The sequence below is a fragment of the Sphingomonas sp. Root720 genome (genome assembly GCF_001428605.1).
Lineage (GTDB): Bacteria > Pseudomonadota > Alphaproteobacteria > Sphingomonadales > Sphingomonadaceae > Rhizorhabdus.
Map to the genome: position 1 here is coordinate 487790 of NZ_LMID01000013.1, position 23474 is coordinate 511263.

The following is a 23474-nucleotide window of genomic DNA, read 5'->3' on the forward strand; positions in this document are numbered from 1 at the left end:
AAGCTCCGCCCCCTGATCCGGCCGGACGCTGGCGGTCAGCCGTCCCAGCGATCCCGGTCGTTGCGGTCGGCGCGCAGCTGCTGGACCAGCTTGTCGAGCCGCTGGTGCAGCACCGACTCCTCGTTCGGGGTCAGCCGGTTGCCCGAGCGGCGCATGTTGCTCTCGTCGCGACGGATCGAGGCGAGCTCGCTGCGGGCGCGGCTGGCCTCGGACTTGCTGATCGCGCCGCGATCGCGCTGGCGGGCGATGCGCTGCTCGATCCGGGCGGCGCGGGTGTCGACGTCCATGTTGCGGGCGGCGACGTTCACCGCGCCCTTCGAGACCCAGCGGCCGCGCGCGTCGTAATAGCCGGTGGTCTGGCCGCGCACCCAGCGGCCGTTGGCGTCGTAATAGCCGGGCGCGCTGCGCGCTTCCCAATAGCCGACCGGCTCGCCCGAACGGCTGTTCGCGATCCAGCGCCCATTGGCATCGTAGCTGCCCGAGGTCGGGCCGGCGACCCAGCGGCCGCGCGTGTCGTAATAGCCGGGGGCGGTCGCCTGCACCCACTGGCCGTCGGCGGCATAATAGCCGCTCACCCCGACCGGGACCCAGCGGCCGTCGCGGTCGCGATAGCCCGAGTTCTGGGCGTCGCCGTCGAAGGCGACCCAGCGGTTGTTGCGATCATAATAGCCGTTGGGCGCGCCCGCGACCCAGCGGTTGTCGCGGTCGTAATAGCCCTGCGCCTCGCGGTCGGAGATGCGGTTGGCGTGCCAGCGGCCGCTCTCGTCATAATAGCCATAGGACACCTGGCACTTGTCGCCGCCCTTGGCGAGCTGGTTGCCGGCGACGCCGCCCGCGACACCGCCGACGATCGTGCCGACCTCCTTGTGCCGGCCGCCGTCGATGACGCGGCCGAGGATCGCGCCGATCCCGGCGCCGGCGATGGTGGCGACGGTGCGCCCGGTCGAATCCTGCTTGCACACGGTTTCGGCCTGGCCCGCCTGGCCCATCGCCAGGGCGGCGACACCCGCCGCGATCATGAACTTGCGCATGTCACTCTCCTTGGAACAGTCCGTCATGTCTCAGGCCGTCAAACCCGTGGAGGGAGAAAGTGGTTCCGCCTCCGTGCTGAAAAGCCCGCGCCATCCTCCCGCCGGGCCTTTCTCCGGATCTCTCGCCGAGCCTCCCGCCAGGGCTCTCTCCGCGGACGCTCGTCGGGCCCCTCAACCAGCCTGCGGGCGATGGGCCGATCCTGGCCCTGCCTGCCTGTCCTGCGCATGAACGTGACGTAGTTTGCGGTTCACGCAACCTTGCGCGGCCGCTGCCGTTCTGCCTCCGTCCCATTTCGGACGGGAGAAATATGATGCGTAAGTTCATCCTGGCGATCGCCATGGCCGCCACCATCGCGCCGGCGGTCGTCGCCGTCGAGCCGGCCGCCGCCCAGCGCCGCGACGATCGTCACCATGACCGGCGCGACGACCGGCGCGATGACCGGCGCGATTGGCGCGAGGGTCGCCGCTACGACTGGAACAAGCCCGATCCGCGCAACGGCAACCGCTATTATGCCGACCGCTATTATCGCGACGGCCGCTATTACAAGGAGCGCCGCCTGGCCCGGAACGACCGCATCTATCGCGGCAATGACGGCCGCTATTATTGCCGCCGCTCGGACGGCACGACCGGCCTGATCGTCGGCGCGCTCGCCGGCGGCCTGCTCGGCAACGCGCTCGACAACGGCCGCTCGTCGACCCTCGGCACGCTGCTCGGCGCCGGCGGCGGCGCCCTGCTCGGCCGGTCGATCGACCGCGGCAACGCCAAGTGCCGCTGATGCGACCTGTCCCCGCCTGATGCGACCATCCCCCTCCCCCATCCCCTCCCCGCGCGGGAGGGGGAAAGTCGCAAACGCGGTTGACCGCGCCCCTCCGTCGCGCCAATCCGGCGCGACGAGAGGGGATTTTCATGGCCATCACGGACGCCAAGCCGTCGACCCGCCGGGTGCTGATCGCGAGCCTCGTCGGCACGTCGGTCGAGTTCTACGATTTCTACATCTACGCGACCGCCGCCTCGCTGGTGTTCGGCCCCCTGTTCTTCCCCGCGGAATCGCCGTCGGCGCAGCTTCTCTCGGCCTATGCCAGCCTCGGCCTCGCCTTCCTCGCCCGGCCGCTCGGCGCCTGGCTGTTCGGCCATTATGGCGATCGGATCGGGCGCAAGTCGACCCTGGTCGCCTCGCTGCTGCTGATGGGCGCGTCGACCACGCTGATCGCCTTCCTGCCGACCTACCAGATGATCGGATGGGTCGCGCCGCTGCTGCTGTGCATCCTGCGCTTCGGCCAGGGCATCGGGCTGGGCGGCGAATGGGGCGGCGCGGCGCTGCTCGCGGTCGAGAATGCCCCGCCGCACCTGCGCGGCCGCTTCGGCATGTTCCCGCAGCTCGGCGCGCCGGTCGGCTTCATCGCCGCCAACGGCCTGTTCCTGGTGCTCGGCCTGTGGCTGACCCCGCAGGAGTTCCTCGACTGGGGCTGGCGCCTGCCCTTCCTCGGCTCGGCGGTGCTGGTCGCGCTCGGCCTGTGGGTGCGGCTGAAGCTGACCGAGACCCCCGCCTTCCGCAAGGCGATCGCGGAGGCCGAGCCGCCCAAGGTGCCGATCGCCGAGCTGTTCCGCGAGCATCTGGGCCCGACCTTCGCGGGCACCTTCGCCGCGATCGCCTGCTTCGCGACCTATTATCTCGCGACCGCCTTCGCGCTCGGCTACGCGACCAAGAGCCTGGGCGTGCCCAAGGAGACCTTCCTGTCGATCCAGATCGTCGCGATCCTGTTCATGGCGCTGGGCATCGCGCTGGCGGGCTGGTGGTCCGACGTGAAGAGCGCCCGCTACGTGCTGATCGCCGGCTGCGTCGGCACGATCGCGACCGGCGCGCTGCTCGGGCCGATGTTCGTCGGCGGCCTGCTGCCGCTGATCGCGGGCTGGCTGGTGCTGGCGCTGTTCATGATGGGCTTCGTCTACGGCCCGCTCGGCGCCTTCCTGCCGTCGCTGTTCCCGCCGCGGGTGCGCTACACCGGCGCGTCGATGACCTTCAACATCGCCGGCATCCTCGGCGCGGCGCCGGTTCCGCTGGTCGCGCAGTGGCTCGCCGACCGCGGCGGCCTCGCCTTCGTCGGCTATTATCTCAGCCTGTCGGCGGCCGTCAGCCTGTTCGCATTGTGGTGGTCGCGCCATCATGACAAACGCGCTATGGCCGTCTGATGTTCTTGGGCTTCCTCGACGAATTGCGCAGCGCGGGCATCCCCGCCAGCCTCAAGGAGCACCTGACCCTGCTCGAGGCGCTGGACCGCGACGTGATCGGGTGGAGCCCGGAGGAATTCTATTATCTGGCCCGCGCGACCTATGTGAAGGACGAAGCGCTGCTCGACCGCTTCGACCGGGTGTTCGGCAAGGTGTTCCGGGGCGTGCTCGACCAGCGGGCCGCGGGCGAGGAGATCCCCGAGGACTGGCTGAAGGCGATCGCCCAGAAATATCTGAGCCCCGAGGAAATGGCGAAGATCGAGGCGCTCGGCTCCTGGGACGAGATCATGGAGACGCTGAAGAAGCGGCTCGAGGAGCAGGAAGGCAAGCACCAGGGCGGCAGCAAGTGGATCGGCACCGGCGGCACCTCGCCCTATGGCAATTCGGGCTACAATCCCGAAGGCGTGCGGATCGGCGGCCAGAGCGTCCACAAGCGCGCGATCAAGGTGTGGGAGAAGCGCGAGTTCCGGAATCTCGACAATGACGTCGAGCTCGGGACCCGCAACATCAAGGTCGCGCTGCGCCGCCTGCGCCGCTTCGCGCGCGAGGGCGCGGCCGACGAGCTCGACCTGGAGGGCACGATCGACGGGACCGCGCGGCGCGGCTTCCTCGACATCCATATGCGGCCCGAGCGGCGCAACGCGGTCAAGCTGCTGCTCTTCCTCGACATCGGCGGGTCGATGGATCCGCACGTCAAGCTGTGCGAGGAGCTGTTCTCGGCCGCGACCGCCGAGTTCAAGCATCTCGAATTCTACTATTTCCACAACTGCATCTACGAAGGCGTGTGGAAGGACAACAAGCGCCGCTTCCAGGAGCGGACGCCGACCTGGGACATCCTCCACAAATATGGCCACGACTATAAGCTGGTGATGGTCGGCGACGCGGCGATGAGCCCCTATGAGATCGCGCAGCCGGGCGGGTCGGTCGAGCATTTCAACGAGGAGCCGGGCGAGGTCTGGCTCAAGCGCATGCTCAACGTCTACGCCTCGGCGGTGTGGCTGAACCCGACCCCCGAAGCCTATTGGATGCACAGCCAGTCGACCCGCATGATCCGGGAGATCATGCAGAACCGCATGTTCGGCCTGACCCTGTCGGGGCTGGAGGATGCGATGCGGAGCCTGGCCCGGAAGAAATGACGCCTACGGAGGAGCGGTCTCCCCCTCCCCGTCACCCCAGCGAAGGCTGGGGTCTCCGGAGAGACGCGGCGGCGCCCTCTCCCGAGATGCCAGCCGCCGCCGGCATGACGGCCTGGCGGCTCAGACCTCGTGCACCACGCCGCCGGTCAGCGGTTCCGCCACCCCGGTGGTGCCCGGGTAGCTGATCGGCTGCCCCTTCAGGCTGCGCACCGCCATATAGGCGAAGCCCTCGGCCTCGGTGGCGTCGCCGTTCCAGCCGAGCGCCTCGATCGGTTCCGCCGCTATCCGCGTGGCGTCCGCGATCATTTTCATGAGGGTCGGATTGTGCCGCCCCCCGCCCGCGACGATCAGCCGCTTCGGGGGCGCCGGCAGGTGGCGCAGGGCCAGCGCGACCGTCGCGGCGGTGAAGGCGGTCAGGGTCGCGGCGCCGTCGGCGGCGGGAAGGCTCCGCGCCGGCTCGATGGTGAAGTCGGCGCGGTCGAGCGACTTGGGCGGCGGCGCGTCGAACCACGCATTGTCGAGCATCGCGTCGAGCACCGTCCGGTCGACCGTGCCGCGCGCGGCGAAGGCACCATGGGCGTCGTAGGGCGACCCGGTTTCGGCGAGCATCCAGTCGTCGATCAGGCCGTTGGCGGGGCCGGTGTCGAAGGCGATCAATTCGCCCTCCGCCGCACCCAGCCACGTGATGTTGCCGACGCCGCCCAGGTTCAGCACCGCGACCGGCCCGTCCATCCCGGCGGTCAGCGCCCGGTGGTAGACCGGGAGCAGCGGCGCGCCCTGCCCGCCCGCCGCGACGTCGGCCGCGCGCAGATCGTTGACCACGCGGATGCCGAGCGCCGCCGCCATCGCGGCGCCGTCGCCGATCTGCCAGGTCCAGCCGCGGTCGGGGCGATGCGCGATGGTCTGGCCATGGAAGCCGATGACGTCGACCTGCGCGGGGTCGACCTGCGCGGTCGCGAGCAGCTGTCGCACGGCGAGCACGTGGCGCCGCGTCAGCATCTCCTCGGCCTCGGCGATCTTCGGGCTCCGGCGCGGCGTCTCGAAGCTCAGCGCCAGCGCCGCCGCCTCGCGCAACTGGTCGCGCGCCTGGCCGCTATAGGGATCGGAGCGGAAGGCGATCGGCCGGATATGGCCAGCCCCGTCCGTCTCGATCAGCGCGGCATCGATCCCGTCGAGCGAGGTGCCCGACATCAGCCCTACGGCCAGCATCTTCGTCATGCCTCCTCTTTCCCCGGCGAAGCGGCATCGCGCAAGCAAGTTCAGCATGACGATCGGGCCCGGCCATGCTAACGGCCCGCGCGCTATGACCGAATATCGTTCCGACCTGCTGCGCCTGCTCGACACGCGGGGCTATATCCACCAGATCACCGATGCGGAGGGGCTGGACAAGCTCGCCGCCACCGCGATCGTGCCCGGCTATATCGGCTTCGACCCGACCGCGCCGTCGCTCCACGTCGGCAGCCTGGTGCAGATCATGTTGCTGCGGCGCATGCAGCAGGCGGGGCACAAGCCGATCGTCCTGATGGGCGGCGGCACCGGCAAGATCGGCGATCCGAGCTTCAAGGACGAAGCCCGCAAGCTGATGACGACCGAGATCATCGCGGGCAACGTCGCATCGATCAAACGGATCTTCGAACGCTTCCTGACCTTCGGCGACGGCCCCACCGACGCGGTGATGGTCGACAATGCCGACTGGCTCGACAAGCTGGAGTACATCCCCTTCCTGCGCGAGGTGGGCCAGCATTTCTCGATCAACCGGATGCTGAGCTTCGACTCGGTCAAGCTGCGCCTCGACCGCGAGCAGTCGCTGAGCTTCCTCGAGTTCAACTACATGATCCTGCAGGCCTATGACTTCATGGAACTGGCCAAGCGCCGCCAGTGCCGGCTGCAGATGGGCGGATCGGACCAGTGGGGCAACATCGTCAACGGCATCGAACTGTCGCGGCGCATGCTCGGCACCGAGGTCTACGGCGTGACCACCCCGCTCATCACCACCGCCGACGGCGGCAAGATGGGCAAGACGATGTCCGGCGCGGTGTGGCTCAACGAGGAATCGTTGCCGGCCTACGATTATTGGCAGTTCTGGCGGAACACCCACGACAAGGACGTCGGCCGCTTCCTGCGCCTGTTCACCGACCTGCCGCTCGACGAGATCGCCCGGCTCGAGGCGCTCGAAGGCCAGGAGATCAACCAGGCCAAGATCGTCCTCGCCAATGCCGCGACGACGATGTGCCGCGGCGCCGAAGCCGCCACCGCCGCCGCCGAAACCGCACGCAAGACCTTCGAGGAGGGTCAGGCCGGTGGCGACCTGCCGACGCTGGGGGTTGGCGAGGAAGGGACCAACATCCTCGACGCCGTCGTTCAAATCGGTTTTGCCGCATCTCGCGGCGAAGCGAAGCGGAAGCTGGAGGAAGGCGCGGTTCGCCTGAATGGCGAGGTCGTCAAGGATCCAACCCTTATGGTGACGGTTCCCGGGACCAAGGAAATCAAACTCAGCCTGGGCAAGAAGAAGCACGGATTGCTCGTCCCATAACCGTCACCCCAGCGAAAGCCGGGGTTCGTGTCTGCCTCCACCGGGATGGCATCGCGCAAGAAAGCAGACATGGGCTCCAGCCTGCGCTGGAGCGACACCCGATTGACGATTATGCAGGTGCCATGACCCGCACCCTGCTCCTCGCCGCCGCCCTGTTCCTCGCCGTTGCCGCCAAGCGGGCGCCGTCGCCGCTCGACGGCATAGCGGCGGACTATGTCCACCTGACACTGGAGGCGGGCGAGCGCGAAGAGGGCTATGTGGATGCCTATTACGGCCCGAAGGACTGGGCCGAAGCGGCGAAGGCGAAGCCGCGCGACGTCGCAACGCTGCGCACGGACGCCCACGCGCTGGTGGCACGGCTGGACGCGGTCAAGCCCGCGACGCTGACGCCCGAGGACCGCATCCGCCAGCGCTTCCTCACCGCCCAACTCAAGGCCGCCGAGACCCGGCTGGCGATGATGGCCGGCACGAAGTTCAGCTTCGCCGACGAGGCCGAGGGCCTGTTCGCCGTCCGTCCGCAGCTCAAGCCGCTTGCCGCCTATGATCCCGCGCTGGCGAAGATCGCGGCGATCGTCCCGGGTGACGGGCCGCTCTGGCAGCGGGTCGACGACTGGCAGAACCGCTTCGTCATACCCACCGACAAGCTAGAGCCGGTGATGCGCGCCGCGATCGCCGAATGCCGGGCGCGGACGGTGGCGCATATCAAGCTGCCCGCGCAGGAGCGGTTCGAGCTCGAGTTCGTCACCGGCAAGAGCTGGTCGGGCTACAACTGGTACAAGGGCGACGCACACAGCCTGATCCAGGTCAACACCGACCTGCCCGTGCGGATCGACCGCGCGGTCGATCTCGGCTGCCACGAGGGCTATCCCGGCCATCACGCGCTCAACATGCTGCTCGAACGCAACCTCGCCCGCGCCAGGGGCTGGGTGGAGTTCACCGTCTACCCGCTGTTCAGCCCGCAGAGCTTCATCGCCGAGGGATCGGCCAACGCCGGCATCGACCTCGCCTTCCCCGGGGCCGAGCGCGCCAGGTTCGAGGCCTCGCGGCTCTATCCGATCGCCGGGCTCGATCCGGCCGGCGCCGCCGCCTATGACCGGCTGCTCGACCTGCTCCACCAGCTGGCGGGTGCCCGCATGACGATCGCGGCGATGTATCTCGACGGCAAGGTCGATCGCTCTGCGGCGCTCGACCTGATCCAGAAATACCAGCTCGTCAGCCGCAAGCGCGCCGAACAGTCGCTGAGCTTCACCGAGAATTACCGCAGCTATGTGATCAACTATGGCCTCGGCCAGGACATGGTCACGGCCGACCTCGCCCGGGCCGGACGCGATTCGCAGGCGCGCTGGAAGCGGATGGAAGCGATCATTTCCCAGCCGACCCTACCCGCCGACCTTCGACGCTGACCGGTGGGCGACGGAGAATGCCACCGGCCTTAGGCCGAAGGTATGACGATGGCGCCGATATTCGCCGTTAACCTGCCGCTAACCGAAACGATTAAGAGCTTCGCAAAGGCGGTAGGCAATTCTCGTGTTGCAACAAGGACATGAGAGCATGACCCAGACTGCCGAAACGTCGACGTCGTCGATCGATGACGACGCGAAATATGCCGAGCAGCGCCGTGCTCCACGCCATGAAGTGGCGCTGCCCACCCGCATGTTCACGATGGACCACAAGGCGAGCGACGTGTTGCTGGTCAACATATCGATGCTTGGCTTCATGGTCCGCGAATATGGCCAGACGCCAAAGGGCACGATCGTGCGGCTCGCCCTGCCGCGCCTCGGCCAGGTGACGGCGCGCGTGGTCTGGTCACTCGGCGGCCGGGTCGGGGCCGAGTTCATCAAGCCGATCGACGAATATGCCTTCGCGGCGATGCTCAACGCCGCGCGCGCCAAGCGCCAGCGCTGGCCGATGGGATAATCTCCAGGGAGCGGAGCACCTCCAGGCACCGTTCCCTGCCCGCCCACGGCATCTAACCGAACCAGGTTCTACCCCGCCCGCAACAATCCCACCGCGGCGTCGCGCTCGAACAGGTAGAGCGCGATCCGCGCCGCCTGCCCCCGCTCGCTGTCGAGGCCGCCGTCGCGATCGACCAGCAGCCGGGCGTCCTGGGTCGCGGCCTCGATCAGCGCGGCGGTCCGCTCCGGCCCGGCGAGGCGGAACGCCGCCTCGCCCGACTGGCGGGTACCCAATATCTCGCCCGCGCCGCGCAGCCGCAGATCTTCCTCGGCGATGCGGAAGCCGTCATTGGTGTCGCGCATCAGCGCCAGCCGCGCCCGCGAGGTTTCCGACAGCGCATTGCCGCGCAGCAGCAGGCACACCGATCGCTGGTCGCCGCGCCCCACCCGCCCGCGCAGCTGGTGGAGCTGGGCCAGGCCGAAGCGATCGGCGCCCTCGATGATCATCAGGGTCGCGTTGGGCACGTCGACCCCGACCTCGATCACCGTCGTCGCGACCAGCACGCCGATCCGGCCCGCCTGGAACTCGGCCATCACCGCGTCCTTCTCGGGGCCCTTCATCCGGCCATGGACGACGCCGACCTTGTCGCCGAACCACAAGCGCAGGCTTTCGGCGCGGCTCTCGGCGGCGGCGAGGTCGGACTGTTCGCTCTCCTCGACCAGCGGGCAGACCCAATAGGCCTGCCGGCCCGCCGCGAGATGGCGGCCGAGCGCCTGCGCCACCTCTTCGAGCCGCTCGCCCGAGATCACCCGCGTCTCGATCGGCTGGCGGCCAGGCGGCATCTCGTCCAGCCGGCTGACGTCCATCTCGCCATAATGGCTGAGCGTCAGGGTGCGCGGGATCGGGGTGGCGGTCATCACCAGCAGGTGCGGCGGCCTTTCGGCCTTGGCCTGCAGCATCATCCGCTGCGCGACGCCGAAGCGGTGCTGCTCGTCGACCACGGCTAGGCCGAGCTTGCGGTAGCCGACCTTCTCCTGGAAGATCGCATGGGTGCCGACGAGGATGTCGATCGACCCGTCGGCCAGCGCCATCAGCGTCGCCTCGCGCGCCTTGCCCTTCTCGCGCCCGGTCAGGATCGCGACGTTGACGGGGAGACCCGCGAGCGTGCGGCTCAACGTCTCGTAATGCTGGCGGGCGAGGATCTCGGTCGGCGCGAGCAGCGCGCCCTGCGCGCCGGCCTCTACCGCCGCGAGCAGGGCCATCGTCGCGACCAGCGTCTTGCCCGATCCGACATCGCCCTGGAGCAGCCGGGTCATCGGAGTCTGCTGGACGAGATCGCCCTCGATCTCGGCGACCGCGCGGCTCTGCGCTCCGGTCGGCGCATAAGGCAGCCTGAGCTGGTCGCGCAGCCGCCCGTCGCCCTTCAGCGGCTGGCCGCGCCGCCTGCGCGAGGAGGCGCGCACCAGCATCAGCGCGAGCTGGTTGGCGAACAGCTCGTCATAAGCGAGCCGGGCGCGGGCCAGTTCGTCCTGCGCATCGGCATGGGCGCGCACCACCGCCTCGCGCCAGGCCGGCCAGCCGCGCGCCTGGAGCAGGCTCGGCTCGATCCATTCGGGAAGCTCCGGCGCGCGCTCGATCCCCTGCTCGATCAGCTGGCCGAGCCGCCGCGAGGTGATCCCCTCCGACAGCGGATAGACGCTCTCTCGGGTCGGCAGGTCGGCGGCCTCGGCCGGCGGCAGGACATGGTCGGGATGGACCATCTGCAATTCCTGCCCGTAGAGTTCGAGCTTGCCCGAGACGATGCGCGGCTCGCCGATCGGCAACAGCTTCTTCGCCCAGCCGGGATTGCCGCCGAAATAGACGAGGCTGACGACGTTGCCCGCCTGGTCGGTGGCGCCCACCCGGAAGGGCCCGCGCCCGCCCGAGGCCCGGTAGCTGATCGGTACCAGCCGGACGGTGACGATCCGGCCGCTATCCTCGGCCTCGACCGTCTCGACCGGCTTGCGATCGACCGATCCGGTCGGAAGATGGAAGAGCAGGTCGACCACCCGTTCGAGCGCGAGCTTGCGCAACGGCTTGGCCAGAGTCGGCCCGACGCCTTTCAGCGTCTCGACCTCGGCGAACAACGGATTGAGGATATCGGGCCGCATGGATTCCTTCGCTGTGGCATTTTCCGAGCCGCGGGTCGATTGCGCCGGGCAGGAAAATGCTTATTTCCGCTTCTAACTTTACGCCGACGGGCTTGCCAATCGCCCGCCGGCCCATCGGCATTGGACGATTATGAACCGCGAAGACCGTCTGAAACGCCTGCGCTTCCGCGCCTGGCACCGGGGAACGAGGGAAGCCGACTATATGATCGGCGGCTTTTTCGACCGGCTGCACCAGGGCTGGGACGAGGAGGCGCTCGACTGGTTCGAAGGTCTGCTCAACCAGGAGGACGCCGATATCCTCGGCTGGGTCATGCGCACCATCCCGGTCCCGGCCGCGTGGGAAGGGCCGCTGATGGAGCGGATGCAGCGCGTCGACTATGTCGACATCCCGCGGTGATCGAGGCGACCGTCCCCAGTTCCGAACCTAGCGGCAATGGATCCTGACGTTCGTCAGGACGACGAGACCAGAAAAGCATGATCGACCTCCCCCGCATCCTGAAGGCCTCCGAGGCCCTGACCCTGTCGCGCGCACCGTCGGGGTTTCAGCCATGGCTGCTCGCCGACCTTGCCCGCGCTGTGGCTGCGAAGGACGGCCGGGTCGTCTTCGTCGCGGCCGACGACCAGGCGATGCAGGCGGTGGCGGACGCCGCGCGTTATTTCCTGCCCGAGCTGTCGGTGCTGATGTTTCCGGCGTGGGACTGCCTGCCCTATGATCGCGCCAGCCCGGCGCTCCGCGCGACGAGCGAACGGCTCGCGGCGCTCCACGCACTCCAGGCGAAACCCCTCGGACCGACGCTGGTCGCGACCACGGTCAACGCCGTCACCCAGCGGGTACTCACCCCCTTCCGCATCCGCCAGCTCGTCGCGCGGCTCGCCCCCGGCGAGCGGATCGACCGCGACAAGCTTGCAGCGCTGCTGCAGGCCAACGGCTATCTCCGCACCGACACCGTTACCGACCATGGCGAATATGCGGTGCGCGGCGGCCTTGTCGACCTGTTCCCATCGGGCGAGCCTCACGCGCTGCGCCTCGACTTCTTCGGCGACGAGATCGAGAGCGTCCGCCAGTTCGACGCCACCGACCAGCGCACGATCGGCCCGATCGACGGCTTCACGCTGCTGCCTGCCTCCGAAGCCCTGCTCGACGAGGAGACGATCAAGCGCTTCAGGGGCCGCTACCGCGAGCGTTTCGGCGCCGCCGCGACGGGCGATCCGATCTACCAGGCCGTGTCGGACGGCCGCCGCCTCGCCGGCATGGACCATTGGCTGCCGCTGTTCGAGGAACGGCTGGAGACACTGTTCGACCATCTCTCGCCCGACGACCTGATCGTCCGCGAGGCGGGGTCGATCAAGGCGGCCGAGGCCCGCTTCGAGGCGATCGGCGACTATCACGCCAACCGGGTCCGCGCGCGGAGCAGCGATCCGGGCAGCTATCGTCCGCTCGAACCCGACGAGCTCTATCTGGGCGCCGGGGAATGGCAGGCGGCGATCGCCGACCGGCCGATCCACCTCGTCACCCCCTTCGCCGAGCCCGAAAGCGCGCGGGTGATCGACCTGGGCGTGGACGGCGCCCGCGACTTCGCGCCCGAGCGCAACCAGGGCGTCAACATCTACGACGCCGTCGTCGAGCACGCCGAAGCGCTCGGCAAGGCGGGCAAGCGTGTTGTGCTCGCCAACTATTCGGCGGGCTCGCGCGACCGCTTCGCGGGGCTGCTGCAGGAGCACGGTCTCGACCGGGTCGATCTGGTCGACGACTGGCAGGCGGCGATCGCCCAGCCCGCATCCGGCAAATCGCTGGGATCCGGCATGGCTCGGGTCGCGCTCGCCGTGCTGCCGCTCGACCATGGCTTCACCAGCGGCGACATCGCGCTGCTGACCGAGCAGGACATGCTCGGCGACCGGCTCGTCCGACGGCAGAAGCGCAAGAAGTCCGCAGACGCCTTCCTTGCCGAACTGGCGACGCTCAGCCCCGGCGACCTCGTCGTCCACATGGACCATGGCATCGGCCGCTATGAGGGGCTGACCTCGATCCCGGTCGCCAAGGCGCCGCACGACTGCGTCGCGCTGAGCTATGCCGGCGGCGACAAGCTCTACGTGCCCGTCGAGAATATCGACGTGCTCAGCCGCTACGGCGCCGAGAATGAGGGGGTCCAGCTCGACAAGCTGGGCGGGGTCGCCTGGCAGGCTCGCAAGGCGCGGATGAAGGAGCGGATCCGCGAGATCGCAGGCGAGCTGATCAAGACCGCCGCCGAGCGCGCGCTCCGCCCCGCCGAGGCGATCGAGCCCGGGAGCGGCTACAACGAGTTCGTCGACCGCTTCCCCTATCAGGAGACCGAGGACCAGGACCGCGCGATCGCCGACGTGATCGAGGACCTGGCGGCGGGCAAGCCGATGGACCGGCTGATCTGCGGCGACGTCGGCTTCGGGAAGACCGAGGTCGCGCTGCGCGCCGCCTTCGTCGCGGCGATGGGGGGCATGCAGGTGGCATTGATCTGTCCGACCACGCTGCTCGCGCGCCAGCATTACCGCAACTTCGTCGACCGCTTCCACGGCATGCCGGTCAATATCGGCCATCTCTCGCGGCTCGTCACGTCGGGCGAGGCCAAGCGGACCAAGGACGGGATGGCCGACGGATCGATCGACATCGTCATCGGCACCCATGCCCTGCTCGCCAAGGGGATCGAGTTCAAACGGCTCGGCCTCGTCATCGTCGACGAGGAGCAGCGGTTCGGCGTCACCCACAAGGAACGGCTGAAGGCGCTCAAGACCGACGTCCACATGCTCACGCTGACGGCGACGCCGATCCCGCGCACCCTGCAGATGGCGATGTCGGGCCTGCGCGAACTGAGCGTGATCCAGACCCCGCCGGTCGATCGTCTCGCAGTGCGTACCTATGTCGCGCCCTGGGACGGCGTCGTGATCCGCGAGGCGCTGCTGCGCGAACATTATCGCGGCGGGCAGAGCTTCCTCGTCACGCCGCGCATCAAGGACCTGCCCGACATCGAGGAATATCTGCGCAAGGAGGTCCCCGAGGTTTCCTATGTCGTCGCCCACGGCCAAATGGCCGCGAGCGAGGTCGAGGAGCGGATGTCGGCCTTCTACGACAAGAAGTTCGACATCCTCGTGTCGACCACGATCATCGAAAGCGGGCTCGACATACCGTCGGCCAACACACTGATCATCAACCGCGCCGATCGGTTCGGCCTGGCCCAGCTCTACCAGCTGCGCGGGCGGGTCGGCCGGTCGAAGACGCGCGCCTATGCCTATCTGACCACCGGCGACAAGGGACTGACCGAGACCGCCGAGAAGCGGCTCCACATTCTCCAGAACATCGACACCCTCGGCGCGGGCTTCCAGATCGCCAGCCACGACCTCGACATCCGCGGCGCGGGCAATCTGCTCGGCGACGAGCAGTCGGGCCATATCAAGGAGGTCGGCTTCGAACTCTACCAGTCGATGCTGGAGGAGGCGATCCTCGAAGCCAAGGCCGGCGGGCTCGCCCCCTTGAAGCGCGAGAGTTTCTCGCCCCAGATCAACGTCGACGCGCCGATCCTGATCCCGGAGAACTATGTTCCCGACCTCGACCTGCGCATGGGCCTCTACCGCCGCATGAACGAGGTCGAGACCCGCGCCGAGATCGAGGCCTTCGCCGCCGAGCTGATCGACCGCTTCGGCAAGCTTCCGGCCGCGACCCAGAACCTGCTGACGGTGATCGAGATCAAGCTCAATTGCCGCAAGGCCTGCGTCGCCAAGATCGACACCGGCCCGCGCGGCGCGCTGGTGACCTTCCACGAGGACAATTTCCCCGACCTTCCGGGACTGCTGGCCTATGTCGACCGGCTCAAGGACAGCGCCCGCCTGCGCCCCGACAGCAAGCTGGTGATCACCCGCCACTGGCCGGATCCATCGCACCGGCTGCACGGGGCGCTGCAGTTGTCGCGAGGTCTGGCGAAGATCGTCGGTTAGCGGAAGCGCGCTCCGGCCCGGATCACTCCGCCGTGCTCATCGCCTTGTCGACGATCATCGCCTCCAGCGTTCCGCTGTCGATCGGTGGCGAACAGAGATAGCCCTGATAATAATCGCAACCCTCGCGCGCGAGCAGCGCGAGCTGGGCCTTGGTCTCGACCCCCTCGGTGATGACGGCGAGGCCGAGCGAGCGAGCCATGTCGATCACCCCCCGCACGACGATCCGGTCGCGGGTCGATCCGGTGATGTCCTCGGCAAGGGTCTTGTCGATCTTGAGATAATCGAGCGGCAGCGCCTTGAGATAGGCGAGGCTCGAATAGCCGGTGCCGAAATCGTCGATCGCCACCCGCAGCCCGGCGCGCCGTAGCTGGGAGAGGAGCCCGGCGGCACCGACCAGATCGGCGATGAGCCCGCTTTCCGTGACCTCGACGGTCAGCCGGTCGCGCGGGAAGCCGGCATCGTCGACCATGGCGAGGAAATCGTCGACGAAATTGGGCCGGGCGATATCGGCGGCGGTGACGTTCACCGACAGCCGCAGATTGCCCATATGCGCCGGCCAGCTCGCCGCCGCCTCGACCGCGCGCCGCTGCACATAGGTCGACAGCTGGACGACGAAGTCCGAACGGGCGGCGGTCGCGAACAGCGGAATGGCGCCAAGTTCGCCCAGTTGTGGATGGCGCCAGCGGGCGAGTGCCTCGACCCCCACGATCTGGCTCGACCGGATGTCGACCTGCGGCTGGAACAGAATGTCGATCTGGTCGTGGTCGAGCGCGCGGCGCAAGTCGATCTCGAGCTGGTTGCGGCGATGCGCCTCGGCCTCGCTGTCGGCGTCGAGCGCGCGGACCAGGCCCGTATCGCCATGCTTCGCCGCCGCGAGCGCCGCCGCCGCGCGCTGGAACAGCGTGCCCGCGTCCCGCCGCGCATCGCCGTCGATCGCGGCGATGCCGACCCGGCAGGACAGCGGGATGAGCGAATCTCCGGACACGAACGGCCAGGCAACGCTTTCGACCAGCCGGTTGGCGATCAGCTCGGCCGTGTCGGCGGTCACCGGCGCGCCGAGCGCGATGGCGAACTCCGATCCGGCGGTCCGCGCAATCATCGTATTGTCGAGGCCGATCCGGTCGATCACGCGCTCGATCCGCCGCGCGACGCCCTGCAGCACCGCATCGCCGGTCGGACGGCCGAAGGCGGCGTTGACCAGCCCGAAGCGCATGATGCCGAGCATCAGCAGGACGCAACGCGGTTCGGTCAGCTGCTCGTCGGCCAGCCGCCCCTCGACCCACTGGCGGATCCGGTCGGCCGTCGGCAGCCCGGTAAGGGCGTCGCCATGCTCCCCGGTCGGATCGTTGTCCTGACGGTTGACCTCCACCCAGGCGACGACCGCGCGCCGCACCTCGTCGTAGGAGATATGATGCGCCAGCCGGTCGCCCAGGGCGCGGCTGCGATGGGCGAAGGCGGTCGATCGGCCGGTCGACAGCAGCCGGTCGATCGCCTCGCGCGCCAGCCGGCGGCTGTCGCGGTCCATCAAGCGGAACAGCATCGACATCGGCACCGTCTCGCCGACCGCGCCGATGCGGTCGGCGAGCGCCGGGCTGAGCGTCACCATCCGGTCGCCCGGCTTCCAGATCCAGGCCTCCGATTCCGACAGGCGCAACGAGGCGCGGACCGACGCTGCCCGGCCGCCGCCGGCCATCCGCTCGGCATGGCGATCGGCGAAGGCGAGCGCGACGCGCACCTCCGCCTCGCCGAAGGGTGCAACCAGATAATGGGTCGCCCCCGCTTCAAGATACCGGTCGAGGTCGGCGAGGTCGCCGACGATCACGAGCAGGGCCGACCCCGCCGATCCGACGGCCGCCGCCATCGCCGTACAGGCTTCGATGGCCTCATCCGCCGCATCGCGCGCATCGATCACCGCGATCGTCGCGCCAGAGGCTACGAAGCGCCGACCGGCAGCCTCGGCCCGGCGTGCGGCGATCACCTGCCGACCCGTCCGTTCGATCGTCGGCGTCAATTCATTGCGATGTCGAAAGGATAGCAGGAAAAGAGGCAGTTTCGCCCCTGCGGCGGCGCCGTCGGCCGCTGCTCCATGTGAGCCCGCATCCTTCTTCATTGCGAAGCGTTACCGTATCACGGGACGCTCGCCAATCCGCAAAGCACCGTGGAACCGATCGACCCACAATCGATCCACAGCTTCCTATGCTTGGCGCACTCAGGCTGCTAGGATAGGTTCATGGCAGCCATGGAAAAGCCGGAGAACAAGGGTGCAAGGGGCCTGGCCGACGCGTTCGGCCGGCGGATCACCTATTTGCGCCTGTCGGTCACTGACCGTTGCGACTTCCGCTGCCGCTACTGCATGGCCGAGAAGATGCAGTTCCTGCCCAAGCGCGAGATATTGACGATCGAGGAACTGTCGGCGCTCGCCGACGCCTTCATCGGGCGCGGCATCCGCAAGATCCGGCTGACCGGCGGCGAGCCGCTGGTGCGGCGGGGGATCGACGAGCTCGTCCGGCTGATCGGCCGCCGCGTCGGCGACGGGCTCGACGAGCTGACCGTCACGACCAATGCCAGCCAGCTGCGCAAGCATGCGCCGGCGCTGGCCGAAGCCGGCGTCCGCCGGATCAACGTGAGCGTCGACAGCCTCGACCCGGAGCGCTTCGGTTTCATCACCCGCGGCGGCGACCTGGCCGTCGTCCTCGACGGCATCGCCGCGGCTCGCGAGGCGGGGATCGCCGTCAAGATCAACATGGTCGCGCTCAAGGGCCTCAACGAGGACGAGATCGAGCCGGCGCTGCGCTGGTGCGCGGCGCAGGGCCATGACCTGACCCTGATCGAGACGATGCCGCTGGGCGAGATCGAGGACGACCGCACCGATCGCTACCTGCCGCTCGACGGCGTTCGCCGCCGGCTCGAGGAGCGCTATACGCTCAGCCCGCTCGACTATCGGACGGGCGGCCCGGCCCGCTATTTCCGCGTCGAGGAACTCGATGCGCGGATCGGCCTGATCACGCCGCTGACCAACAATTTCTGCGATGGCTGCAACCGCGTCCGGGTGACCGCGACCGGACAGATCTACATGTGCCTCGGCCATGACGATCGGCTCGACCTGCGCAAGGCGCTGCGCGAGGGCGATGCCGACGAGCTCGACCGCCTGCTCGACCGGGCGATGCGGCTGAAGCCCGAACGTCACGACTTCCGGATCGACACCCCCGGCGCGGCGCCCAGCGTTTCCCGACATATGAGCGTCACCGGCGGATGACCGAAAAGCGGATGGCGCTCGTCGCGTCCCCGACACCGGCCGCCCAGGAGGCGGTCAACCAGCTGCGCGCCATGTATGAATGGCATCCGCTCGAGAAGGCCGACCTGATCGTCGCGCTCGGCGGCGACGGCTTCATGCTGCGCACCCTGCACGCCATGCTCGACCGGCACCGCATCCTGCCGGTGTTCGGGATGAACCTGGGCACGGTCGGTTTCCTGATGAACGACTGGAAGCCTGACCTGCTCGAACTGCGGCTGCAGCAGGCCCGGGCGATCACCGTGCTGCCGCTGCGGATGGATGTCGAGACGGTCGAGGGGCAGCGCCATTCGGTGCCCGCGATCAACGAGGTTTCCCTGCTCCGCGAAACGCGCGAGACGGCAAAGATCGAGGTGCTGGTCGATGGCCGTGTCGTTCTGCCCGAACTGGTCTGCGATGGGGTGCTGGTGTCGACTCCGGCCGGATCGACCGCGTACAACCTGTCGGCACAGGGGCCGATCCTGCCGCTCGAATCGTCGCTGCTGGCGCTGACCCCGATCAGCCCGTTCCGTCCGCGCCGCTGGCGGGGGGCGATCCTCCCCAACAAGAACTCGATCTCCTTCCGCGTCCTCGACGCGGTTAAACGTCCGGTCAGCGCCGTGGCCGACCAGCGCGAGGTCCGCGACGTCTCGTTGATCAAGGTCGGCATCGACAAGACCAGTCCGCTGACCCTCCTGTTCGACCCCGAACATGCCTTGGACGACCGCATCACGATGGAGCAATTCGCGGTCTGAACCGCCCTATTTCCGGGCGTTTACCACCGCGATGCGAGAAGTTTCGCCGAACGGCTTCTAAAGGCTTGCAAGGTTCGAGAAGCCGCTGCTATAGGCGCGCCTCGCTTGAAGCGGAAATGATCCCCGGTAGCTCAGCGGTAGAGCGTTCGACTGTTAATCGAATGGTCGCCTGTTCGAATCAGGCCCGGGGAGCCATTTTTCTCGCGGCATGACGGCCAGTCCGAGACTGCCGTCCCAAAGCGAAGATTCCCCCTATTTTCTGTAGGTTTGCGCCAGGCATTTCGTGCCTGTCGGACGGAGAGCCGAGCATGTGCCTTTGCAGCTTCCGTCCATCGGAAGATCGGAGGTTCGCATCAGCTTGCGGACCGACCATCCTGCCGGCCACGATCCTTCGAGGATGGTCGTCAGTCGCTTCGGCTCACCAGAGCGGGCAGACCATAGCTTGGCAGCAGCTTGGTGAGCTCGCTTTGGCGTCTCGTGTTGGTCTTCTCGAAAATCGCCTTGAGGTGTGACCGGACCGTTTCCCGCGACAGCCCTATCGCCATCGCAACCGCCGTGACGCCGCCGCCTTGCGCAATTTCGCGCGCGATCCGCGCTTCGGAGGGGGTAAGATCGAAAAGCGCCTGGAGCAGATCCTGCTGAGGCAGCCGGCCGTCTGCGACATCGGAAAGGACGAGCAGGCCTGCCGCCGAAGAGAAGATGTCCTTCGCGCTTCCGCGTACCGGCAACAGATGCATTGCCACCCGTTGGTTTCCCAGATCGATGGCTATCGAACTGCCCTCATGGTTCGCGAGCAATCGCGCAAGCGCTTCGCCGAACCTCTTGTCGGACCGAGCGTCGCTAAACTTCAAACGGGACCGCAAATCGAATATGGATTTGCCGATCGCCGGTTCGAACAGTTCGTTTGCGATCAAGAGCCGACCCTGGATATCCAGCATCGCTGCCGGCGTCCCGATCATCGCAAGCGCCTCCACGGCGGCCCGCACCCGCTCCATGGCCAGCCTGCCGCTCAGCATCGCGGCCCGGGCCAGATGCGGCCGGAGGTTGTCGAGGGCCGGTACCGCCTCGCGCGAGCCGGCATGGCTCTCAAACCCCTCTATGGTGATGGCCAGCGTATCGTCCGCCGCGCCCCGGATGAGCGTCGCCGCGCCGGCGGCAGCGCCATGCGGGATCAGAAACTCCGCGTAGATGGGCAAAGTGCGCAGTTCTTCCTCACTATGCAGGTCGCTGTCGGTGAGGAAGCCAGCATGCGGCGGTCGGGCGAGATAACGATCCAGACGCGAATTGCGAGCACCCCAACCCTGAGCCTCGAATTCCAGCGTGACCTGCTCGATCCCCTGGGAGCTGGCGCGCATTTCCTGTCCGCCGGGTCGCGCATAGATAATATTTCCGCCGCGTGCGCGCATCAGGATCGCGAGCCTATCGAGCACGACCGGCCACAGCTCCGGCATGGCCCCCGCCTCGTAGATCGCATCAACGAGTGTCTCGTCGTACAACGCCAGCCCCTCCCCTATCCGGCGGCTCCCCCCGCCGCTCAGCCCTACTCCGCGTATAAGTTGGCGAGCTCGACACCAAGATAGGCAATTATTACCCAGTTCGGAAGTCGACGTCCGATTCAAGCGGGTACGCCACCCGAATGCCGGCTTGTTCTCAAATGGCATTGCAATCGCGCCCAAACAAAAATGGCCGGAATACTGGCGCATCGACGGCGCTGACGAGCGACATTCGGGCCAACCTCGGCTCTGTCGGGGTCGCGCATCTTGGAAGGGGACATGGGCGCCGGCCCTGCAGCTATTGCAACACGGGCTCCCGGCTCCGCCTCCCCCAAACGGGTGATGCGCGAATCACCACTGCTTTTACCGTGACCCTATAGCCCGGGGGCGTCCGGCGCACATTGCGAGTCTGCAAAGGCTTCGAGACCACATGCTCGGGCGGCATCGTTGTGTCGAAGCAAACAGCTTCAAGACTTCAGGGGGTGACTAAAATGGCCGATTTCGTAGGAACCGCTAATCCGGACGATCTTGTGGGCGATGTCACCGCCGATCTTGTGCAGGGGCTGGACGGCAACGACACTCTGAACGGCGGCGCGGGCGCCGACACGCTCGAGGGCGGCAATGGCGACGATCTCTTGATCGTCGGGAACGCGCCGGAAAATGGCGAGGCTTTCGACGGAGGCGATGGCACCGACACGCTGCGGATCGACAGGTCGGCCACTTCTCTGGACGACGACGTCAGGATCGCGGCCCTCGCGGGTTCGTCCCTCACGTCGATCGAGCGGATCGCTTTCGGCAGCCAGGCCGGAGACGCATTTCAGGTCATCGTCGCTGGCTATCAGATCGGTGACGGCATATCGGCGACCGCGGAACTCGTTGGCGGCGCGGGCGACGATGCCCTGATCGTCCTTGCGTTGGCGCCGGGCACCTATACGCTGTCCGCCTTCGCCAAGAGCGATTGGAATGACAGCGACAACGCCCAGGAACCAGGCGATGTGGTCGCGCTCGTCGCGAATGGCGGCGGAAATCATACGCTCAACGCTTCGGCAGGTCACACGGGCGTCGAGGCGCTGGTCGGCGCCGCGGGCAACGACGTTCTTAACGGCAGCGACGGGATCGAAATCCTGATCGGCGGCGGCGGTGTCGATACGATCAACGCCGGCGGCGGCGACGATTTGATCGACATCGACGAACCGATCGGGAACGGTTCCCAGATCAACGGCGGCGAAGGCATCGACACCATCGAGATCGGCACCGCTGCCGGCACGATAGTCCCGGATTCGGCTGGCTCGGTGGTCCAGGTCAACCTGGCCGGTATCGGGCTCAACTCGATCGAGCGGCTGGAGCTGGATTCCGGCGAGGGCGTCGCCCTGCGCGTGATCGTGACGGTCGGGCAGATCGGCGCCGGACTGTCGCCCACCGCCACGCTGAACGGCGGCGATGGCGATGACAGCCTGATCGTGGCGGCCGGGACGGCAGGCACCTACACGCTGGCGCCGTTCGTGCGTGGCGATGGCTGGAACAGTTCCAGCAACCTGTTCGCCCCCGGCGACACCGTCACGCTCGTCGCCGGCGGCTCCGGCAATTTCACGCTCAACGCCTCGGCCGGCCACGCCGGTATCGAGGCACTTGTCGGCGGCGCGGGCAACGATACGCTCAACGGAACCGACGGAGCCGAGATCCTCATCGGGGCCGGCGGGCTTAACGTTCTCAACGGCGGCGGCGGCGGCGACAAGCTCGTCGCAACCAATGCCACCGGGACCGAATTCACCTTCACCGGCAACCAGTTCAACGGCGGCGACGGATTCGACTGGCTGTCGATTGGCGGCGAGGTCAATTTTCAGGGCACCCTGGATTCGATCGAAGGCATCGACCTTCAGCCCAACGGCGATGGCGATGGCGACGATGCGTCGCTCACCATAGGCAGCTCGATCCTGAACGGACTGCCCGCGAACCTTGCGATCCGCGGCGAGGGCGAGATCACTGTGATCGTGGAGGCCGGCGACGGCTTCGATGGCTCGGCCTTCGTCATCGACGAGGATGCCGGCATCGAATTCAACATCGACGGTTCCGGCCTGGATGACGTCCTGACCGGCACCGCCGACGAGGACGAGATCGCGGGCAATGACGGCAACGACACGCTCGACGGTGGCGCCGGGCGGGACGAACTCGAAGGCGGCGCCGGCGACGATGTGCTGATAGCCGCCGACACCATCGTAGCGGGGGAAATCTTCGATGGCGGCGACGGCATCGACACGCTGCTCGTACGAACATCTTCGGGCACCGTCGCCAACGGTCCGGCCGGCACCGTCTTCCAGACCGGCTTGATCGGCACGACCACGCTGACGTCGATCGAGAAGTTGGCATTCGATTCGGCCGCGGGGGAAAGCCAGAGCGTCATCGTTGGCCTGGGGCAGCTTTCCGGCACCGCGACCATCGTCGGCAGCGCGGGCAACGACGCGCTGATCGCCGTTGCGAGCGGCGGCGGCAGCTTTACCCTGCCCGGCTTCACGCGCGAGAACTGGAACAGCTCGACCGATACGACGGCGCCCGGCGATACCGTGACCCTCGTCGCCACGGGCAATGCCAGCTACACGCTCAACGCCTCGGCCGGCCATGTCGGGATAGAGGCGCTCGTCGGCGGACTGGGCAACGACACGCTCAACGGCACCGACGGGGTGGAGATCCTCAACGGCGGCGGCGGCATCAACGTCATCAACGCCGGTGGCGGCAACGACCGGCTCGGCGCGGTGAACAATATCCCGGTCGGCGCCGACAGCCCCACCAGNCAACGGCGGCGGCGGCATCAACGTCATCAACGCCGGTGGCGGCAACGACCGGCTCGGCGCGGTGAACAATATCCCGGTCGGCGCCGACAGCCCCACCAGCTTCACCTTCGCGGGCAGCCAGTTCAACGGCGGCGACGGCATCGATTATCTGGCCATCGGCGGCCATGTGAAGTTCGAAGGCAATGTCGACTCGATCGAGGGCATCGAGCTTCTACCCGGCTTCGCTC

Annotated in this window: 16 protein-coding genes and 1 tRNA gene; 12 read left to right on the forward strand and 5 right to left on the reverse strand. The window is 67.7% G+C overall.

All coding sequences use genetic code 11. The features are described 5' to 3' along the window. Window positions 1–35: 35 nt before the first annotated feature. Window positions 36–1031 (reverse strand): glycine zipper 2TM domain-containing protein, encoded by a 996-nt coding sequence (locus ASE22_RS19825; protein WP_056363725.1) that lies wholly within the window; start codon window positions 1029–1031, stop codon window positions 36–38. 311 nt (window positions 1032–1342) lie between these two features. Here ASE22_RS19825 and ASE22_RS19830 point away from each other — a divergent pair, with 311 nt between their 5' ends. From ASE22_RS19830 to ASE22_RS19840, 3 genes are all read left to right on the forward strand, one after another. Continuing rightward, entirely contained in the window at window positions 1343–1807 is a 465-nt protein-coding gene (locus ASE22_RS19830; RefSeq protein WP_056364153.1) for a glycine zipper 2TM domain-containing protein, read from the forward strand. A gap of 131 nt (window positions 1808–1938) precedes the next feature. Continuing rightward, window positions 1939–3222: an MFS transporter gene (locus ASE22_RS19835; RefSeq protein WP_056363727.1), complete on the forward strand. Its 1284-nt coding sequence runs from the start codon at window positions 1939–1941 to the stop codon at window positions 3220–3222. Next, entirely contained in the window at window positions 3222–4397 is a 1176-nt protein-coding gene (locus ASE22_RS19840; RefSeq protein ID WP_056363729.1) for a vWA domain-containing protein, read from the forward strand. The genes ASE22_RS19835 and ASE22_RS19840 overlap by 1 nt, the downstream gene beginning before the upstream one ends. A gap of 120 nt (window positions 4398–4517) precedes the next feature. On the opposite strand, the gene ASE22_RS19845 is transcribed toward ASE22_RS19840, so the two are convergent. Next, entirely contained in the window at window positions 4518–5615 is a 1098-nt protein-coding gene (locus ASE22_RS19845; RefSeq protein ID WP_200933094.1) for an anhydro-N-acetylmuramic acid kinase, read from the reverse strand. An 85-nt stretch (window positions 5616–5700) separates the two neighbouring features. Here ASE22_RS19845 and tyrS point away from each other — a divergent pair, with 85 nt between their 5' ends. The 3 genes from tyrS (at window position 5701) to ASE22_RS19860 (ending at window position 8847) form a co-directional block, all read left to right on the forward strand. Beyond that, a complete protein-coding gene (gene tyrS / locus ASE22_RS19850; RefSeq protein WP_056363732.1) occupies window positions 5701–6930 on the forward strand; it encodes a tyrosine--tRNA ligase in 1230 nt (409 codons plus the stop codon). A gap of 122 nt (window positions 6931–7052) precedes the next feature. Next, the gene (locus tag ASE22_RS19855; RefSeq protein ID WP_056363734.1) at window positions 7053–8333 is read left to right on the forward strand and encodes a hypothetical protein; all 1281 of its coding nucleotides are present in this window, start codon (window positions 7053–7055) and stop codon (window positions 8331–8333) included. 148 nt (window positions 8334–8481) lie between these two features. Then, window positions 8482–8847: a PilZ domain-containing protein gene (locus ASE22_RS19860; RefSeq protein ID WP_056363736.1), complete on the forward strand. Its 366-nt coding sequence runs from the start codon at window positions 8482–8484 to the stop codon at window positions 8845–8847. Window positions 8848–8915: 68 nt separating this feature from the next. Here the strand turns inward: ASE22_RS19860 and recG are convergent, their stop codons facing one another. Continuing rightward, a complete protein-coding gene (recG, locus tag ASE22_RS19865) occupies window positions 8916–10976 on the reverse strand; it encodes an ATP-dependent DNA helicase RecG (protein WP_056363738.1) in 2061 nt (686 codons plus the stop codon). Between the two features lie 130 nt (window positions 10977–11106). Between recG and ASE22_RS19870 the strand changes: the two genes are divergently transcribed. Then, window positions 11107–11373: an FAD assembly factor SdhE gene (locus tag ASE22_RS19870; RefSeq protein WP_056363740.1), complete on the forward strand. Its 267-nt coding sequence runs from the start codon at window positions 11107–11109 to the stop codon at window positions 11371–11373. A gap of 77 nt (window positions 11374–11450) precedes the next feature. Further along, entirely contained in the window at window positions 11451–14939 is a 3489-nt protein-coding gene (mfd, locus tag ASE22_RS19875) for a transcription-repair coupling factor (RefSeq protein WP_056363742.1), read from the forward strand. 22 nt (window positions 14940–14961) lie between these two features. Here mfd and ASE22_RS19880 read toward each other — a convergent pair whose 3' ends face one another. Further along, window positions 14962–16917 carry a putative bifunctional diguanylate cyclase/phosphodiesterase gene (locus ASE22_RS19880; protein ID WP_235536304.1) on the reverse strand — a complete coding sequence of 652 codons (1956 nt, stop codon included), beginning with the start codon at window positions 16915–16917 and terminating at the stop codon, window positions 14962–14964. 252 nt (window positions 16918–17169) lie between these two features. Between ASE22_RS19880 and moaA the strand changes: the two genes are divergently transcribed. The 3 genes from moaA (at window position 17170) to ASE22_RS19895 (ending at window position 19160) form a co-directional block, all read left to right on the forward strand. Further along, window positions 17170–18195, forward strand: a complete 1026-nt coding sequence (moaA, locus tag ASE22_RS19885) for a GTP 3',8-cyclase MoaA (RefSeq protein WP_056363745.1) — start codon at window positions 17170–17172, stop codon at window positions 18193–18195. Continuing rightward, complete coding sequence (locus ASE22_RS19890; RefSeq protein ID WP_056363746.1) at window positions 18192–18965, forward strand: NAD kinase; 774 nt, start codon at window positions 18192–18194, stop codon at window positions 18963–18965. The genes moaA and ASE22_RS19890 overlap by 4 nt, the downstream gene beginning before the upstream one ends. A 120-nt stretch (window positions 18966–19085) precedes the next feature. Next, a tRNA-Asn gene (locus ASE22_RS19895) sits at window positions 19086–19160 on the forward strand. A 209-nt stretch (window positions 19161–19369) separates the two neighbouring features. Here the strand turns inward: ASE22_RS19895 and ASE22_RS19900 are convergent. Continuing rightward, window positions 19370–20461 carry a helix-turn-helix transcriptional regulator gene (locus ASE22_RS19900; RefSeq protein WP_056601480.1) on the reverse strand — a complete coding sequence of 364 codons (1092 nt, stop codon included), beginning with the start codon at window positions 20459–20461 and terminating at the stop codon, window positions 19370–19372. Window positions 20462–20949: 488 nt separating this feature from the next. On the opposite strand from ASE22_RS19900, the gene ASE22_RS28025 reads away from it, so the two are divergent. Continuing rightward, the coding region (locus tag ASE22_RS28025) for a beta strand repeat-containing protein (RefSeq protein WP_443028910.1) at window positions 20950–23246 on the forward strand (2297 nt) is incomplete at its 3' end. Between the last annotated feature and the right edge of the window lie 228 nt (window positions 23247–23474).